Origin of the sequence: Bacillus sp. JJ1503 (assembly GCF_036965125.1) — a bacterium.
GTDB lineage: Bacteria > Bacillota > Bacilli > Bacillales > Cytobacillaceae > Cytobacillus.
The window spans coordinates 1-17,924 of sequence record NZ_JBALOZ010000065.1; the positions used below are offsets into that span (position 1 = coordinate 1).

Genomic DNA, 17,924 nt, shown 5'->3' on the forward strand with positions numbered 1-17,924 from the left:
AAAAAATTCTTTTCAAAGCAGGAAGCTTCATCTTGTAGAAACCTCTTCAAAATACTCTTCGTGAACAGTACACGAAATGTCTCCTTTATCGTTTCCACTAATAATTTCCAATCAATTTGGACAAAGACCTTCCCATACAACCTGTTGATATTTTGCTAGATCTGTATCTCCTTCTGTGCTTATGAGTAGTACCCGAGAGTTTGAATCCAGTGAAATCTCTTGGCACACTTTCGGGTCGTCTGCTAGTTTTCTTAAGTAGTAAAGGGCACCCAAAGTTACTGCACCTGACTCTCCCGAGATAACACGCGGATCGCCTTTCATTGGATTCCCGTATACCCGCATTCCTAGGGCAGCAATACTATCATGACAAGATAATGCACCAACAGCATAATGACGCAATAACTCAAAAGCTGTTGTATTCGGTTCCCCACAAGCTAATCCCGCCATAATGGTATTCATTTCTCCAGTGACGATTTCTCTGCTTCCTTCTTTAGTTGAATACGATCGATAATAACAATCAGCTTGATCTGGTTCAACCACGACAATGATCGGAGGATTATCTCGATAATAACGAACCATATAACCAGCAATGGCCGCAGCAAATGAACCCACTCCTGCTTGAAGGAAAATATGCGTTGGTGGTTCTGCAACGTCTTTTTTCAATTGTTCCACAATTTCCGTTGCCATCGAGGCATAGCCCTGCATAATCCAAAGGGGGATTTCCTCATACCCATCCCAAGCAGTATCCTGCACCATTATCCAGCCATTTGTATCAGCTAAATTTGCACATAACCTAACCGTGTCGTCATAATTGATTTCTGTAATATCCGCAGAAGCTCCTTCATCGCGGATGGCAGTCAAGCGCTGTATGGACGAACCTTTTGGCAAATAAATGATACATTTATGTCCAAGCTCCCTTGCTGCCCAAGCGACACCCCGTCCATGATTTCCATCTGTTGCTGAAATAAAAGTTAATTCACCTAGCTTTTCTTTGATTTTAGGAGATTGTAATTTTTCGAAGGAAAGATCCTCAATATTCTCACCTAGTTGTTCAGCTAAATATTTCGCAACAGCGTAGATCCCACCCATTACTTTGAACGCATTAAGACCAAATCGTTGGGATTCATCCTTTACCCTTATATCAGCAATGTTTAAGTGCTTAGCTAATTGCTTTAATTGATACAAAGGAGTTTCATTGTAGGATTTATGTGTTTTTTGAAATTCAAGAACTCCATTTATATCTTTTTCTGCAAATGCCGATAATTCCTCTTCGTTATATTCAGGTGAATAAAAGTTGTTTTTCGCAAACCTCATTACGGAATTTACTGTTTTCTGCATTTTAAGAACCTCCTATTATAGTATTGCGATGACCTCTATCTCAATTACCTGCAAGATTGCTAATTACGTCAAGTATTACATTAGCTCCAGCTACTAAGTCTGTATCTTTTGTATATTCCTTAGGATTATGACTAATCCCATCGATACTTGGAACGAAGATCATCGCTGTTGGGCAAACACGAGCCATCATTTGAGCATCATGTCCCGCGCCAGATGTCATTCGTTTTGATTGGAGTCCGCGCCCGCTAGCAGCTTGCTCAACTAGTTTAACGATTGTTTCGTCAAATGAAACTGGCTGAAAACGTACTAGTTGTTCAGAAGTAATGGTTACTTCATCAGAAGAAGCTAGTTCTTTAAGATAGTTTGCAAGTGCTTGCTCCTCATCTTGCAATCTCTGTTCGTTTGGATCACGCAAATCAACAGTGAATGTTGCAAAAGATGGAATGACATTAACAGCATTTGGCTTTAATTCAATCGTTCCAACTGTTGCAACAGTTTGTCCATTAGAATTGTTCGCACGATCACGTAAATATGTGATCACCCGTGCAGCCGCAAGTCCCGCATCATGTCGCATATTAGTTGGGGTAGTACCAGCGTGATTTGCAACACCTTCAATCGTAATGCGCTGCCATGAAATACCTTGAAGATTCTCCACAGCACCAATTGGAATCCCCACGTTCTCAAGAATTGGACCTTGTTCGATATGAAGTTCGATATAAGCGTATGGCTTAATAAACCCAGGGTCCTTCGTGCCAGCATATCCAATACGTTCAAGTTCTTCGCCCAAAAGTGTTCCATCCGTTCCCACCGTTGCAAGTGCCTCATCAACAGGGAGTCCACCAGCAAATACAAGGGAGCCCATCATATCAGGGGTATATCGTACACCCTCTTCGTTCGTAAATGCTGCAACTGCAATTGGACGAGTAGGAATAAAACCTGTCTCTTGCAAAGTGTTTATGATTTCAAGACCAGAAAGGACTCCATAGCATCCATCAAAAATACCAGCGTTAATGACTGTGTCAATGTGAGAACCGATCATAATTGGTTCTTCATTTCTATTTTCAGGACTATACCAAATGCCAAAGATATTACCAATTCTATCGATCATAACCTCCAATCCAGATTCCTTCATCCAAGTAACAAATAGGTCCCGGCCTGCTTTGTCTGCATCTGATGCGGCTAATCTAGTAAGTTTGTTGTCATTGTCTCGACCAATTCGGCCAAGTTCTTGAAGACGGTTAAGTAGGCGGTCCGATTTGATTGATAGATTTAAACTAGTAAATGTCATGTTCAGTTCCCCTTTTAAAATGAAAATAAAACAGATGTGAAGAAATTATTATTTTGATGATAAATTTTCTTAAGTGCAACAATTGTGTTAATATTAAGTTAATATTCGTTAGAATAATACTATTATTGAATAGAAAAATATAAATATATTGAGGTTTTAGTTATGCAAATGAAAAACTTCATGGTAGATGAAAGCTTAAAAGAGCTTACCAAACATCATACAGTCGTTATGCCGATAGCATGTTATGAGACTACCATTAAACAAAATATACATGGCTATATTCCACTTCATTGGCATGACGAATTTCAATTTGTGTTAATCGTAAAAGGGGAAGCCATATTTCAAATTAATGAAGATCAGATAGTTGTTCGAGAAGGCGATGGACTGTTTATAAATAGTGGATGCTTACACAAGGCACAAGAAAAAGATCAGTCGGGTTGTATTTATATTTGCTTAAATATTTCACCTCACTTTGTTTTAGCGCAAGAACTCTATACTCCTTATGTAAAGCCCTATATTCAAGCTACGAATTTCCCTTACCTATATGTAGATGCAAATCAGCTTTGGGGGAAAAACATTTTAAATGCAATTATGGAAATACATCAATATATTGAGCAAAAACCAGCGTACTATGAAATTGATATATCGATGCAGCTAACATTCATTTGGAAAAATTTAATCGTGAATGGTATTCAACTAGAATATGTTCAGACAGAAATAGTAAAGGGCCATAGAATGAAACAAATGTTAAGTTATATACATCAGCATTATCCAGAAAAAATAATGCTGGAGGATATTGCAAAGGCTGGTCAACTAAGCCGTTCTGAATGCTGTCGATATTTCAAGCGGTATTTAAATTGTACACCTTTAAATTATGTAAAAGATTATCGAATCCAAAAAAGCTTATATTTACTGCAGCAAGGTGATCTTAATGTTACTGAAGTTGCTTATCAAGTTGGTTTTAATAGTACAAGCTATTTTATTGATTTATTCAGAAATTCCATGAACATGACTCCATATGCATACAAAAAATTAAGATAAATAATCCATAGTGTGGGCATGTTAGAAAAGAACAGTATTTAGATTTGGGTGGAAAAACTCTGCAAAAAGTCTTGCACAATTATGCACTGTTTTCTTGCAAAATACATGTGGATACAATTTTAGTACGGCCGATTTGAAGAAAAAGGGAAAATATACTATTGATTTGGATACCACTACATACATTTGATAACAATATTATTAAGCAAAAAGGCAGTTGAAAGTTCGTTAGATTGAACTTTCAACTGCCTTTATTAAAAATTGGACTTTTTCAGTGACCGCAGTTGGACATGGGGTGTTTTTTCTAAACTGATCGGTTCACAATCATTTTTTAATGACAAAATCCAGTAAATACTCATAATCGACAGGGATTTTATGGACTAAATCAAAAGAATGATTGTCTAGAACTAGTAAGTTACCATGTTTTTCACCATCTGTTTCAAGTAAGTAAATTTCTTGTTTGTTTATGTCTTGATATAATAGCCTATACGAGTTTTCTTTTTTTATATAATCTTTATCTAGAACAGTGAATGTTGGTTTCTCTTTAAATGACAACAAACCTAACGTGGTTCCTGAGCTCTCATTATATACGCTGTGCAAAGCAGCCTCTTCATTTAGTAAAAGTGTACCGCCGCCTTCAATCTTATAATAGAAACTTTGAGGTGGTAATTCTTTAAAGGGTTCGTATGTTTTATAATCGCCGTCTTTATTTATTATAAAGAGCTTTCCATAATTGCCAATTATATAAGCTTGGTTCTCTTTTGCATATAAGGGATAAAATTCTGTCGATTGTTTATTGAAGTTTGTATATTCAACGGACTCATTTTGGCTATCAATGATCCCTATAAAAGCTTGATCGGCAATTCCTTCATCATTCACCTGTCCATTTCCTGCATAGATGATTTTTTCTCCAAGCTGTAATAGCGGAGACCAGTTTGGCGGATAACCATATTCAGTTTCATAACTTTTTTCTCTAGAAAAGTTAGAAATAGACATGTTAAATTGGTTATCTTCATTTGTATTTTGATCCCCTGTTCTATGCGAGACATTGGTTTGGAATAAAACATCCTGACCAAAATGTTTAATATGATCAACACCTACATCATAGTTAAAATAGGTTAAATTAACCTTTTTAAATTTGCGTTGATCTATATCATAAGTATAAAACCAATTATCGATGGCAGCCGCACCGAAAAAAGAAACATACAGCTGGTTGATTTCATTTGGCTTTTGATGAATTTCCATTCGGAAAAATTGGTTATCTCTAATTTCATACTCCTTTAGCACTTCTCCCGTTATGGATACTTCCTTAACTAGTGTAAATGATTGAGAGGTTCTTGGATCGGCTGGATAGAATAATAAATAACGATCTTCTTCTGGACCTTCTATCTTAGGACTAAAATTTTCAATTCCTTTAACAACTATGCGGTTACTATTATCTGATGATTTATTCCAAGTATAAATAGTAATCATGAATCCAATCAATATTGTTATGATAGCAACAAAAAGTAATTTTCGTTTCATAATTCCTCCAGATACCCTTATTCTTTAATATTATTAGAATAATTTAGAATCTTTTGTTTTTTCTTATCCTTAAACGACCACCTGCTAAAGCAGGTGGCTTTTTTACTGATAATTACTTCTGTTACTCAAGTATGGAGGTCGAATGGGAAGGCTAAAAGCGTTACAGTCTTAAAGATGGTGGAGTTGGACCCTGGATTTGTAAATTAAATTTTACCAGGTAATGACCTGCCCCAATCCTTTATTAAACGCGTATTTGCATCAATTCTAATATCAAATGGAATGACAAGTAAAAATCCACTCCAATGTAAACCTCTAGCACCTCGCAGATCATATCCTGCATCATACCACTGTCTCATCGTTAGCTTAGAGCAATACCAATAATTGTTATTCCAAAGAGCCGTTTTAAGTGAATATGGTTCACCTCTTTGGTTTAAACCAAATGTAACTGCCTTTTTTCTTTCTGCTACGGTAGCGTTTGTTCCAAATAGAGTAGTTACTTTATATTGCTTAATGCCAGAAGCGCCTTTCCATAGCTTATCTCTATTCCAATGAAAGACTTTATTTCCGGATTTTGATGTTCTGGATGCTTCAATTACATAATAATCAGTGGTTGACAGCACAGCTGTATGACCTGTAAAAGAAGGCTCGCCAGCAGCATTATCGCTACCTATTCCGTAATACAAAATATCACCATAACGCCAGTAAGTAGTAGCAGAAAGAGAGTTAAACTCGTCCGTACCTTCCATTGAAATAGAGTCGCTCCCCTCTCCTTCACCCTGAACTCTATTTGCTTCTAAGTCCAATTCATCTAACTTTTCAACCAGTTCCTCAAATTCGTATGTTTGCACAGACTCATCAAGAGAATTAAAGTATTCTTCTATTTCAACATGTATATTGTTTACTTGATCTAAAAAAGTCTCTTTTTGTTTTTCAATCTCAGCTTGAGTACACTTTTCATAACATTGTACTTTATCCGGACTTGATAAAAGTAAACTATCTATCTCCTGAATCTTAGATTCAATTACACTTAATACCTCTTTATTTACTTCATTACTTTGTGCATTTCCTTCTAGCGGACTTATAAAAAGAATACCACTTAATAATATGGCTAATATTGGCTTAAGTTTCATCTCTCTTTCCTCCTAACTTTGTAAACTCATTTTCTACTATTTACAATCATCTGTATAAAACAGAAATTATTAATAAGATTACATCCTCTCCTTTGTATTATTAAAAGCAATATGAACAAAATACCTTTTTCCTTATATTTACAAATTACACTAACAAATCAAATTATATTTTATAAACAATCTTAGGGTAAATAGGGTTTAATTACCGTTTTTTAGGGTGTCGAATGAATCATGTGTACATTAAGGACAGCCCCTTTTTCTAGGACGAAAGATAAAAGGTAGCTGTGAATATATATGAAAAAGGATAGAACACCTAATTTCGCCCCACCTTATCAAGCAAGCAGTATCATCCTCTATAAAAAAGGTAGCTTCGAGTCATTCAATATGCGGCGGTGATTGCAGCACCCCCACCTGCAATCACCGCTGCACCGTGGCCTCCCTCCCAAAGTGCAGTCTGGAGATCACTTCCAAATCACTAGCAGCCCATTCGGAAACCATATCGATCATCATTGAATGAATTTTTAAATAGCAAAAGCAAGGAAAAGAATCACTGTGCTCCTCCCACACTGTGATTCTTTTTTATTCATTGTACTTTCATAGAGTTATTGCATTATCAAAGGGATTAAGCCCTTTGTAACAATCTGTTTTCTAAAGTGTGATTAAAGGTATATATGAGGACAGGACTATATTACTGAATGTTCAGTAATGTTTGAAAATGGAAAAATACGGTTATATAATGATCTAAACCACAAGAATCACTTGCTTATAAATCATAGGGATTAAGGAGGGATTTACCCTAAATAGGTACGGATCTAGCAAAAAAGATTATAACGAGATTTATAGTTTACTAACTTATAAGGAGGTTCTCTAATGAAAAAAATGTTTGTTTTTCTCGCGGCTGTTTTATTAATATTTTCCGGCTCACTTACATATCAACAAAATGAAGTATCCGCAAACGGTTCAAACGCATTAGATATCCATTTTAACTCGATAGTTGTGGATAGCCATAATGATACGATGATGAAGGTTGTTGATCCAAATTCATGGCTGCCAACGACCGATATTAAAAATAATACTCCATTCCATATTGATATCCCAAAACTCCATGAGGGAGGGCTAAAAGTTCCGTTTTTTGCTGCTTATACATCTGGGTACTACGGAAATAATCCCCGCAGCATAAGCAGGACATTAGCTTTAATTAATGCTCTCTACTGGACTGAGGACAGGAATTCAGATATCTTCAGTATCACCCCTTCTTTAAAGGAAATTGAGAAAGCCGTTCAGAATGGAAAAATCGCTGCTGTACCAACGATTGAAGGAGCATATTCCTTAGAGGAACATAATGCGATTGGCTTACTTCATCAATATTACGACCTTGGGGTAAGAGCAGTAGGATTTACCTGGAACTATTCAAATGCCTTAGGGGAAGGAGCAAACCGAGCATATGGGGATCCTAATAGAACCCCTTCTCAAGGCGGGTTGACAGAACTGGGTAAAAAAGTCGCAGAAGAAATGAATAAACTTGGAATGATCATTGACGTTTCGCATATGTCTGAAAATACGTTTTGGGATGTTATAAAGGTTTCTAAAGCTCCGATTATTGCGAGTCACTCTGCAGTCCATTCATTAAGAAATCATCAGCGAAATTTAACTGATGACCAGCTTAAGGCATTAGCTAAAAATGGAGGGGTAGTAGGCATTGTTTTTTATCCAGAATTTTTGACGTATGAGTATCCTGCAAAACCAAACCATATAAAGGACTATGCAGATCATATTGATTATGCTGTTAAATTGATTGGCATCGATCATGTAGCACTTGGCTCTGATTTTGATGGGGGGCCACTGCCATCCGATATAAAAGATTCTTCGGAATTGTATAAGGTAACAGAGGAATTAGTGAAAAGAGGTTACACTAAACAAGATCTTGAGAAATTATTAGGGCAGAATACACTACGTGTGTTAAAAGAAGTAGAAAAGGCAGCTGCACATACCCCTGACAATGTTGGCCAAAAGATTTCTGTTATCCCAGCATTCAAAATGGGTGAAGTGATTCAAAGCAATACACCTCTTTTGAAAGCTACTATCGTACGCGATAAAGGATCTAAATTAGATGAGGCCAGTATCCGTGTAATCGTTGATGGCATTGAATTTAAGCCAAATTTTGATAAAGAAAATTCAACCCTCTTCTTCCAGGTGAAAGAACCATTAAAAGAAAAATTCCATGTAGTTACGTTCGAAGTTGCAAATAATGCAGGTAAAATCACCAGAGAAACCAGAATTTTCTACGTTGATCAATAAAGCTTCAGGGTTTATTTAAAGAAAAGGTTGGAGAACACGTGCAGATGCATTGTGTTCTTCTTTTTTTGATTGAATCAGGTATCAATCCCTCATACTGATAGGCGTAAAATAATCCCTTGGTTTGTTTCTGAGGCAAACACCACATATTCCGCTATGGAGTCATGCCTGGATAAAATTGTTTTTTGCTATCATTGCTTGCCTTTTACATTATGGATTTGAAATCGAATCTGTCGTTCAAGGAATATTAGTAACTGGGGCTACAGTGATATCTAGAGATTTAATACACAATACCATTTACGGAATTCACGCACAGAAAAGCGGCATGAAGTGGGATCCTAATAAAGGAGTATTTATTCCAAAAGAAGAGAAAAAGGAGAATGATAGTAAAAAAACTACTGGTTAACCCTTACAATCTAAGTAAATTTACTTAAAGATTATTAGGACAATGTATATTCATCCTTCTTACTAATAAATTTTAAAGACAAAGTTTATTAAAGGGGGAATGGATATGACCATGCCTGAACACTCACCAGATCATTACACTCAAATTAATCCAGTGATGTTCGTTACACGCTCATTAGATGAAATTCGTTTTTGGTCGAGGATCATGAAGGAGCATTCACTATTTCTCAGATTAGGTTTCAGATGTGAGGATACACAATTAATTGCGGAGGCAAATCAGTTTTATCATATTTTTGAACAGATCGAACAGCAATCTCATGCTTTTACAAATCAAACGACTCCTGATCAAATAAGAAGGTTTAATACCGAAGTCATGCAAGCTGCAACGAATATTTTTGCCTTTAAGCGGAAGGTGTTAGGATTAGTACTTTCTTGCAAATTACCAGGGGCAAATAATTTTCCCCTTTTAATTGATCACACAAGCAGGGAAGCCAATTATTTTCGAAAACGGTTAATTGAGTTAAATGAAGGGAAATTGAAGGCATTACCCGATGCAATTATTAAGGAGAATGTTTTCTTCTTAAGGATCATGGCTGATCATGCCCAATTCATCGGACATCTTCTCGATCCGTCAGAAAGAAAGCTAGTTGATTTGGCCCGAAATTTCAGCAATGATTTTGATCAATTAGTTTTTCAAGCAAGAGATTTAGAATCTATGAAGCCGCAGTCTCAGACNNTCTCAGACTGTTCCTCTTCTAGATCAATTCCTTGATCAGAATCGTGTGTCTGTTGCTTCGCTGAAGGACTTCAAGAAAACGGCAAGAGATTTAATTGGGGAATGTAAAATAAAAAGTATTATCCACCCATTATTAGCAGATCATGTCTTCCGTGAAGCCGAAAGATTCCTAGAAATTATTGATATGTTTGAAGCACATCTTACAGGAGTAAAGCCACGAACTATTTAATAAATGATATGAGGGGCAATCTTCATAGAAAAAGTCTAACGGACTCAGCTTTCTATTTGCTAATCCGTTAGACTATTTTTATCGTTTAATGATTTTTGAGTTGGTCCTGTAACAGAGTTTGGTTCAACATGGACATGTACCGTATAGACACCATGTTCCTGTATGAGTACGTTCTCGACAATGGTTGAAATATCATGAGCTTCCTGTAGGTGTAATTTTGAATTAACGAGGATTACGATATCGACAACCGTATTATTCCCGTAATTTCTAGCTCTAATTTCTTTTATTCCTTTTACCCCAAAGGTATTTAGAATTGTTGTTTTATAGTCCTCTAATAATTTTTCATCAAAGCCGTCTGTCAAATGATGTGAGGCTTCTCGGAAAATCTCCCAAGCTGTTTTACAAATAAGAATACCCACTATCATGGCTGCAAGTGGGTCAAGCCATGGTATATGAAATTGGGACCCGATTATCCCAACTGCCGCTCCAATACTTACCCAGGCATCGGATAAATTATCCTTAGCAGCAGCCATAACAGATTGACTATTAATTTTATTAGCAAGCTTAAGATTATATCGATAAACACCAAACATGACCACAGCGCAAAAAATTCCTGTCCACGCTGCAATTAAATCTGGCGCTTTCTTTTCCATATCGAAGAAAGAGTGAGCAGCCCCATACAGCACTTGAATCCCAACTGACACCATAATAAAGGAAGCTACTAATGTTGCCACACCTTCCGCCTTCCAATGCCCATATGGGTGGTCATCGTCAGGAGGCTTTCGGGAAAGCTTCAATCCAATGAGGACAGCCGTTGAAGCAATAATATCCGTCACATTATTCAATCCATCTGCCTTTAGAGCTTCAGAGTTGGTCGCAGCTGCAATAATCAGCTTTAGCAAAGATAAAATAATATAAGCACTGATACTAACTATAACTCCACGTTCACCCATCTTTAGTTGTTCGTATCTTAGTTTCTCCATGGCTACTCCCCTTCTCTTATCCCTCCCATATCTTATCAACTGTTCTGTATGTGGGTCTAGAGCAACGATTTTTCATCATTATATAAAAATAACGAATGGGCAAAAAAGTTGAGCTAGGGAAAATCTAGATACATTTGCCCCAAATGAACAAAAAAAAGCTAATCACATGGTTCCGATTAGCTTTTTGTTCTTTATAGATTATTTAAGAATTCTTTTACTTGCTCTGGCGTTTTTGCATTAGCACTATGTAAATGAGCAAGCTTTTCGCCATTTTTAAAAACTAATAAAGATGGGATTCCCATTACTGATTGTTCCTCAGAAATTTCCGGGAATTCATCTCGATCAATAGTAAACCATTTCTTATCGGGATTCTCCTCTATGATATCGTTAATAAACATATCTAATCGTTTGCAATCAGGGCACCAAGTAGTTGTAAAAATGCCCACAGAAAGCTCATCATTTGTTATTTGCTCACGATATTCTTGCTGCGATTTTACTTGTTTCATTTTTTTCCCTCCTACATTTCCCATTAAAGTCAAAAAGGGAAGGGATTGATTATAATCCCCTCCCATTTATATGATTCTTATCGAATCGTTTTTAATGCACCGCTCCAAGCGTTTACTTGGTCAAGCATGTCATTAACATTATTGAGGTGTAATTCAGCTGGTTTGAATTCAGACATATTTTCAAAATCAGTAAATAATGACAATGTTGGATGTGTGCGAACATCAGCAATCAATAATTCTCCCATGATGCCGCGTAAATGTTCTGCTGCACGAGCTCCACCAGTTGAACCATAGCTTACAATACCTGCTGCTTTATTGTTCCATGCTTCACGTGCAAAATCAAGTGCATTTTTTAATGCTCCAGTAATACTGTGATTGTATTCTTGAACGATGAATACGAATCCATCTAAGTTAGCAAGCTTTTCATTCCATGCTGCGATTCCAGGTTCTGTACCATCTGTTGTTCCTAAGAATGGCAGATTAAAGTCTGCAATATCTACGATTTCATAATTTGCATCTCCACGTTTGTCTGCAATTCCTTTTACCCATTCTCCAACCTGCGGGCTTACACGTCCTTGACGTGTGCTTCCTAAAATAATTCCGATGTTTAATTTAGTCATTGTATTTTCCTCCTTCTGATCTGTTCCACCAAATAGTCTGTTTAAAAAACCCATTTTCCTGCACCACCTATATTATTATGTCGTTTTTAAAAAAGTTTATTAAAGCATCAACCCCTTTAAATTGGCATTGTGCTCTGCCTTTTTGTTCCTTATTTTCGCTATCAGTTTATTGTGAGGTTCAAGCTTTATTATTACCGTGATCCACTTAAAAAATTATTGTTATTGCAGTACTTTTACTAGTTTTTCAAATATAAATTCAACTTATTCATCTACCTTTCAAGAATCTCAACCTTGAGATATTAAGGCAAAAAAATAGTTCCATCTTATAAATTGAATTTTGATCAAGTTCGAATATTTTTGAGATAACCCTTAATTCATATATCTTTAAATTATTTATCTTGAATATGAGATAATGATAATATATTCATTTTTGATTGTCAACAGATTAAAAATATTTTTTTTCGAATTAATTCATTAAACTACAGGCTGGTAACCTATTTACTATCTTTATGATTAGTCATTCGGACAATCATCTTAATTTTTTATAAATAAGTTACTTTATGTAAGTAATTATATTTTTGTATGTAAATTGTGTCAAGTAATTTAATTATCTGCTGTCTTAAATTATACTGCATTTTTAGGAGTGATAGCGGATAAACTAGAAAAAGCCGAATGTAATGGATGGCTACAATCGGCTTTTGTCAATTCAAATTTAAGATCGTCTATTAGGCTAATAAAAATCCTTGCTTCAACGGATCTCTTGGATCTACGACAAATTGATGGAATCCGGTAATAAAAGCCTGCCCGGATACTTTAGAAACAACGGCGTCATAATCTGCTACCTTAGTGAGCGATAATATTTCGCCAATAAATTGGCCATCGGTAATACACTCATGGACAAAGCTTTCTCCCTCTTTTAGACGGCCATGCTCTACGAGTGTTGCAGCTCTGGCAGAGGTTCCACTTCCACATGGTGAACGGTCAACTTGTTCATCAGCAAAAATCGTCACATTCCGAAGATCTGCCCCTTCTTTTTTTGGCTCGTCTGAAAAAATAACTCCATAGATTCCCTTTAATCCAGGCTCAAGCGGATGTTTCACTTCCATTTGGCTTTCGATGTAATGTTTGATTTTCCCGCCCCATGTTTGGAGGGCCGCTACATCTTTAAAGTTTACTTTCAAATCCATTTCTTTACTATCAACAACAGCGTAAAAAGCGCCTCCATAAGCAATATCAACATTAAATTCATAGCCGTCAATTTTCACTGGGACATCCTTCTTATAAACAAATGAAGGGACATTTTCAAATGAAACGGATTCTACTTGATTTCCATTATATTTTGCATAAGCGACTACTTCGCCTGCTGGGCTATCGATAATAAATTTTTCTTTTCCGCCTGATAGATCAAACATGCCTGTCTCAATGCCGAGCGTCATCACAGCGATAATCCCATGACCGCACATCGTACTCCATCCTTCATTATGCATAAACAGCACCCCGAAATCAGCATGCGGACTTGCTGGAGGAGTAATGATGCACCCATACATTCCATGATGGCCACGTGGTTCGTACATTAATATTTCTCTTAGGTGGTCTAAGTGCTCCATACAATAGGCACGTCTTTCCAACTGAGTGTCACCTTTTATTTCTGGAAATCCGCCAGTAATAACACGTAACGGTTCTCCTGCAACATGCAAATCAACGGTTGTAAACATTTTGCTGAAGTTCATTGAATTACCTCCAATTTAAATAGTTTTATTAGATCGAGTATTATTGGAACTTAAATCATATAAAATCCTTTTCATATTCTTAGTCCGCCCCATAAGAATTGACACGGACTAAGATTAACGAAATTATTTCCCTTCAATATAGGTCCACTTATAAGAAGCAAATACTCCAAATGGGTGAGCCACATATCCTTTAACATATGGCTTTTTCAACTGGGCAAGACCAGATTGGTACATCGGAGAAATGGCTGCATCCTCTTCGATTAGGATTCTTTCAGCTTCCTGCATATTCTCCCATCTTTTTTGAACATCAGTTGGATTTGTTTTTGCTTCTGTTATGAGACTATCGAATTTCTCGTTCCCGTAATTTGACCAGTTATATGGGCCATCAGATAGATAAAGATCCATAAACGTAATTGGGTCTTGGAAATCCGGACCCCAGCCAGAATAAGTAAGATCATATTGCAGGCTTGATTCTAAGGCTAGCTTTTGCTTATTAGGCTGCTGATTGATTTTAATAGTTAAGCCAGGCAAATTGGTCTCTAACTGATTTTTGAAATATTCGCTGACGCGTTTTCTTTCCTCGCTGTCGTAGCTTAGAAATTCTAACTCGATGCTATTAACACCTAGCTCTTCTAACCCTTTTTCCCAATATTCCTTTGCTTTCTCGATTCCTTCATTATTAAAGCCAGCGTATTTTGTACGGAAGTCGTTCCCGCTTTCATCAAATGCAAATTCTTTAGGAACTAAATAATAAGCGGGCACAGAGCCGTTATTTAACAGGCTTTCTGCAGCAGCTTTCTTATCCCACCCCATATCAATGGCCTTACGGATATTTACATTAGCCAAGTATTTATTCTGTTGATTCATGCGGATAAAGAATACTTCTGGCTTTAGCAATGTATGGAATTCTGGTGTATTTGCATATTGGCCAATAAATTCAGACGCGATCTCAGTTAAATCAAGTTTTCCTGTGTCATACAGATTAACCCTTGTTGCTGCTTCTTTAACAACTTTGACATTGATGGTTTCTAGCTTAACTGTCGCAGCATCCCAATAGTTTGAATTTTTCTTATAAGTCCAGCCAACCTCATGCTCCCAAGAATCTAATACGAAAGGACCGTTATAAATAAGGTTCGCTGCTTCTAGGGCATATTGATCCCCTTGAGATTCCACAAATTCATTATTTTGCGGGAAAAATACTGGATAAGTAACTAAGCTTAAAAAGTAAGGTACTGGATGATCTAGTTCAATTTGCAATGTTTGGTCATCTATTACTTTAACGCCTAATTCATCTACCTTTCCAAATAAGCTATTTTCGGAATCCTGGATTGCTGCAGCATTTTTAATATCATTGAAAAGGTAAGAATAGGTTGATAGAGTGTCAGGATTGATTGCCTTCTTCCATGCAAATTCGAAATCCTTTGCCGTTACAGATGTTCCATTGCTCCATTTTGCATCTGAACGGATTTTGAATGTATAAACTTTTCCATCCTCACTTAGCTCATAGCTTTCTGCCATACCTGGTACAGGTGCATGAGATTCGTCAAGTCTGTAAAGTCCTTCAAAAATATTATTCATGGTTCTGCTTGATAGTGCATCGAATAGTCCTAGAGTATCAAGGGTTGGCAGTTCTCCGCCTTCAACGAGGTTGAGGACTTGCTCACTTACTGCTTGAACTTCTTCCTTGCTGCTATCTCCTTCTGAAGTTGTAGTTGTTTGCTTACTTTCTCCTCCATAACAACCTGTTAAAAAGGAACTTAATAGAAGCATGAAAGCAAGGATGATAGTACTTTTGATTTTCATTGGAATTGCCCCTTTTTTATATGTTTTTTGCATTGCTGCTATAAAATAATTAATTCTTTTGGAGATTTCGTGATAATTTCAATTCCGGCCTGGGTGATAAGAATATCATCTTCAATACGGACTCCTCCAAGTTCTGGAATATAAATACCCGGTTCAACCGTGAGGACCATATTAGGCTCAATCACAATCTCACACTTTGTATTTTTGAACGGCTCTTCATGAATATCTAATCCAATACCATGACCTGAGCCGTGGCCATATTGCTTGCCATAGCCTTTTTCGGTAATAAAATCTCTTGATAAAGCATCTGCTGCTTTTCCAGTCATCCCTGGCTTTATGCCGGCTAAGGCTGTTGAAAGCGACTCTAGTACAATATGATAAATTTCTTTTAATTCTTCCTTCGGTTCGCCAACCGCAATCGTTCTCGTGATATCAGAACGATAGCCCTTATAGTAAGCACCAAAGTCTAGTGTTACCATATCGCCTTTTTCAATCATTTTTGAACTTGCCACACCGTGAGGAAAAGCACCACGGTACCCTGACGCAACTATCGTATCAAAAGCGGAGGAAGTTGCCCCAAGTTTTCTCATATATGCCTCTAATTCATTGGAAACTTCTATTTCCTTGATTCCTGGTTTAATAAACTCGAGAATATGTGTAAATGCAGCATCCGCTATTTCTGCTGCTTCTCTAATAATGCTTATTTCCTCTTCATCCTTAATCATCCGAAGCTTTTCAATCGCTCCTGTTAGTGGAACCATTTCTGCTTTTAATTGGGCTTGATACTCGGAATAAGAATAAAAGCTCATGTGAGTTTGTTCGAATCCAAGCTTCGAAATATTTAATCGCTCTGTTTGTCGAACAACTTCAGAGAGCAATTCTGCTTTTGTGCTTACTTGAACGATGGAAAAATCTTTGGCCTGCTCGTTTGCTTGTCTTACATAGCGAAAATCTACTAATAGCAATGCTTCTTCCTTCGTAATCAATACTAACCCGGCCGTTCCAGTAAAACCTGTTAGATATCTGCGGTTTTGATCATTCGTAATCAGCAATGTATCAATTCCAAAGCCATCGAACAATTCTCTCAATTTTTCTAGTCGTTTCATTTGTATTTCCTCCCGTTGAAATTTATTATTTCATCATAAATACGCAGCAAAAAGTGAAAATAAAAATAAGGCAGTACCAGAAATAAGAATTGGATGAACCGATAAACCACTTAAACTATTCTTAGGAGTGTTTTGTAACTCTCCAGTTTGCTCTGAGATATAATTCTCAAGCTTAGATGTTCGTCTATAAAAACGCCGAAAGCTATAAATGATTCCATCAAACATCCCGCCCTTAAGTACTATTAAAATTCCACCTAACATAAGCAGTGTGATAGAGATAAAAAACAGAAAGTTGATAAAGTCAATCCATTTATCCCCATTTGCAAAAGAGGTTGCAATGAATGAAATACACAGTGATATCAAAATGATGTAAATTGATTTTTTCATTGCTTTCCCCCTGACACTTCCTTTTTTCGCTTAGACGACATCAGTGTTTTGATTCTTGTATTCCTCATATTCCTGTTCTGTACATGCCAGCCAATGACCTGTCTTTACTTCTCTAAGTATTGGCTCCTCTCCTTCACCATTCCAAGCAAAGCTAGAATCAAATTTAATTCTCGTACGTGTTTTCTCTGTTGCAGGATCAGGTAAAGGGATGGCTGATAGAAGTGATTTCGTGTATGGATGTAATGGATTATCGTATAGCTCATCACTTTCCGCTAATTCTACTAGTCTTCCTTTATACATAACTCCAATTCGGTCGCTAATATATTTCACCATAGAAAGATCATGGGCAATAAATAGATAAGTCAGCCCTTTGTCTTTCTGCAGCTTTTTCATTAAATTCACGACTTGAGCCTGAATGGAAACATCAAGGGCAGAAATAGGCTCATCGGCAATAATAAATTCTGGCTCTACTGCTAGCGCCCTTGCTATCCCAATTCTTTGCCGCTGTCCTCCGCTGAATTCATGCGGATACCGGTTCGCATGCTCCCGGTTTAGACCAACCGTTTCTAGTAATTCATAAACTTTTTCCATCCTTGTTTTTTTACTAGAAGAAAGGCCATGAATATCTAGACCTTCTGCAATAATATCCGCAACTGTCTGTCTTGGATTCAATGATGAATATGGGTCTTGGAAGATCATTTGAATTTTTCGATTTAATTTCTGTGCCTCACTAAAGGACTTTTTCTTATTAATATTTTCATTGTTGTATAGAATTTTTCCGTCAGATGCTTCATATAGTCCAATAA

The 17,924-nt window shown here is 36.8% G+C and carries 15 protein-coding genes and 1 pseudogene; 4 read left to right on the forward strand and 12 right to left on the reverse strand.

Annotated features, from left to right (window positions below; all coding sequences use genetic code 11):
* Positions 1–111: 111 nt before the first annotated feature.
* Positions 112–1,338: a diaminopropionate ammonia-lyase gene (gene dpaL / locus V7149_RS06105; protein WP_335344764.1), complete on the reverse strand. Its 1,227-nt coding sequence runs from the start codon at positions 1,336–1,338 to the stop codon at positions 112–114.
* 40 nt (positions 1,339–1,378) lie between these two features.
* Positions 1,379–2,626 (reverse strand): Zn-dependent hydrolase, encoded by a 1,248-nt coding sequence (locus V7149_RS06110; RefSeq protein WP_335344765.1) that lies wholly within the window; start codon positions 2,624–2,626, stop codon positions 1,379–1,381.
* 162 nt (positions 2,627–2,788) lie between these two features.
* On the opposite strand from V7149_RS06110, the gene V7149_RS06115 reads away from it, so the two are divergent.
* On the forward strand, positions 2,789–3,667 hold the full coding sequence (locus V7149_RS06115) for an AraC family transcriptional regulator (protein ID WP_335344766.1): 879 nt from the start codon (positions 2,789–2,791) through the stop codon (positions 3,665–3,667).
* Positions 3,668–3,988: 321 nt separating this feature from the next.
* Here V7149_RS06115 and V7149_RS06120 read toward each other — a convergent pair whose 3' ends face one another.
* Both V7149_RS06120 and V7149_RS06125 read right to left on the reverse strand, forming a co-directional pair.
* Positions 3,989–5,188: a hypothetical protein gene (locus tag V7149_RS06120; protein ID WP_335344767.1), complete on the reverse strand. Its 1,200-nt coding sequence runs from the start codon at positions 5,186–5,188 to the stop codon at positions 3,989–3,991.
* 203 nt (positions 5,189–5,391) lie between these two features.
* Positions 5,392–6,318 (reverse strand): hypothetical protein, encoded by a 927-nt coding sequence (locus tag V7149_RS06125; RefSeq protein WP_335344768.1) that lies wholly within the window; start codon positions 6,316–6,318, stop codon positions 5,392–5,394.
* Between the two features lie 870 nt (positions 6,319–7,188).
* Here V7149_RS06125 and V7149_RS06130 point away from each other — a divergent pair.
* From V7149_RS06130 to V7149_RS06140, 3 genes and pseudogenes are all read left to right on the forward strand, one after another.
* Entirely contained in the window at positions 7,189–8,616 is a 1,428-nt protein-coding gene (locus V7149_RS06130; RefSeq protein ID WP_335344769.1) for a dipeptidase, read from the forward strand.
* Between the two features lie 175 nt (positions 8,617–8,791).
* Positions 8,792–9,019, forward strand: coding sequence for a hypothetical protein (locus V7149_RS06135; protein ID WP_335526570.1), 228 nt, complete (start codon positions 8,792–8,794; stop codon positions 9,017–9,019).
* A gap of 105 nt (positions 9,020–9,124) precedes the next feature.
* Positions 9,125–9,983: pseudogene (locus V7149_RS06140) on the forward strand (DUF2935 domain-containing protein).
* A gap of 59 nt (positions 9,984–10,042) precedes the next feature.
* Here V7149_RS06140 and V7149_RS06145 read toward each other — a convergent pair.
* The 8 genes from V7149_RS06145 to V7149_RS06180 all read right to left on the reverse strand — a co-directional run.
* A complete protein-coding gene (locus V7149_RS06145) occupies positions 10,043–10,966 on the reverse strand; it encodes a cation diffusion facilitator family transporter (protein WP_335344771.1) in 924 nt (307 codons plus the stop codon).
* A gap of 191 nt (positions 10,967–11,157) precedes the next feature.
* The gene (locus tag V7149_RS06150) at positions 11,158–11,472 is read right to left on the reverse strand and encodes a thioredoxin family protein (RefSeq protein WP_335344772.1); all 315 of its coding nucleotides are present in this window, start codon (positions 11,470–11,472) and stop codon (positions 11,158–11,160) included.
* A 77-nt stretch (positions 11,473–11,549) separates the two neighbouring features.
* Entirely contained in the window at positions 11,550–12,146 is a 597-nt protein-coding gene (locus tag V7149_RS06155; RefSeq protein ID WP_335344773.1) for an NADPH-dependent FMN reductase, read from the reverse strand.
* Between the two features lie 671 nt (positions 12,147–12,817).
* Positions 12,818–13,822, reverse strand: a complete 1,005-nt coding sequence (locus V7149_RS06160; protein WP_335344774.1) for a proline racemase family protein — start codon at positions 13,820–13,822, stop codon at positions 12,818–12,820.
* A gap of 123 nt (positions 13,823–13,945) precedes the next feature.
* On the reverse strand, positions 13,946–15,625 hold the full coding sequence (locus V7149_RS06165; RefSeq protein ID WP_335344775.1) for a peptide ABC transporter substrate-binding protein: 1,680 nt from the start codon (positions 15,623–15,625) through the stop codon (positions 13,946–13,948).
* 38 nt (positions 15,626–15,663) lie between these two features.
* Positions 15,664–16,731: a M24 family metallopeptidase gene (locus tag V7149_RS06170; RefSeq protein ID WP_335344776.1), complete on the reverse strand. Its 1,068-nt coding sequence runs from the start codon at positions 16,729–16,731 to the stop codon at positions 15,664–15,666.
* A 33-nt stretch (positions 16,732–16,764) separates the two neighbouring features.
* Positions 16,765–17,118: a DUF3899 domain-containing protein gene (locus V7149_RS06175; RefSeq protein WP_335344777.1), complete on the reverse strand. Its 354-nt coding sequence runs from the start codon at positions 17,116–17,118 to the stop codon at positions 16,765–16,767.
* 30 nt (positions 17,119–17,148) lie between these two features.
* The coding region (locus V7149_RS06180; protein WP_335344778.1) for an ATP-binding cassette domain-containing protein at positions 17,149–17,924 on the reverse strand (776 nt) is incomplete at its 5' end.

Bases quoted from the DNA above. Each gene is read 5' to 3' on its own strand.
- V7149_RS06145 (WP_335344771.1), bottom strand. From the start codon at position 10,966: ATGGAGAAACTAAGATACGAACAACTAAAGATGGGTGAACGTGGAGTT.
- V7149_RS06115 (WP_335344766.1), top strand. From the start codon at position 2,789: ATGCAAATGAAAAACTTCATGGTAGATGAAAGCTTAAAAGAGCTTACC.
- V7149_RS06110 (WP_335344765.1), bottom strand. From the start codon at position 2,626: ATGACATTTACTAGTTTAAATCTATCAATCAAATCGGACCGCCTACTT.
- V7149_RS06175 (WP_335344777.1), bottom strand. From the start codon at position 17,118: ATGAAAAAATCAATTTACATCATTTTGATATCACTGTGTATTTCATTC.
- V7149_RS06155 (WP_335344773.1), bottom strand. From the start codon at position 12,146: ATGGGTTTTTTAAACAGACTATTTGGTGGAACAGATCAGAAGGAGGAA.
- V7149_RS06125 (WP_335344768.1), bottom strand. From the start codon at position 6,318: ATGAAACTTAAGCCAATATTAGCCATATTATTAAGTGGTATTCTTTTT.
- V7149_RS06160 (WP_335344774.1), bottom strand. From the start codon at position 13,822: ATGAACTTCAGCAAAATGTTTACAACCGTTGATTTGCATGTTGCAGGA.
- V7149_RS06170 (WP_335344776.1), bottom strand. From the start codon at position 16,731: ATGAAACGACTAGAAAAATTGAGAGAATTGTTCGATGGCTTTGGAATT.
- dpaL (WP_335344764.1), bottom strand. From the start codon at position 1,338: ATGCAGAAAACAGTAAATTCCGTAATGAGGTTTGCGAAAAACAACTTT.
- V7149_RS06120 (WP_335344767.1), bottom strand. From the start codon at position 5,188: ATGAAACGAAAATTACTTTTTGTTGCTATCATAACAATATTGATTGGA.
- V7149_RS06130 (WP_335344769.1), top strand. From the start codon at position 7,189: ATGAAAAAAATGTTTGTTTTTCTCGCGGCTGTTTTATTAATATTTTCC.
- V7149_RS06150 (WP_335344772.1), bottom strand. From the start codon at position 11,472: ATGAAACAAGTAAAATCGCAGCAAGAATATCGTGAGCAAATAACAAAT.
- V7149_RS06165 (WP_335344775.1), bottom strand. From the start codon at position 15,625: ATGAAAATCAAAAGTACTATCATCCTTGCTTTCATGCTTCTATTAAGT.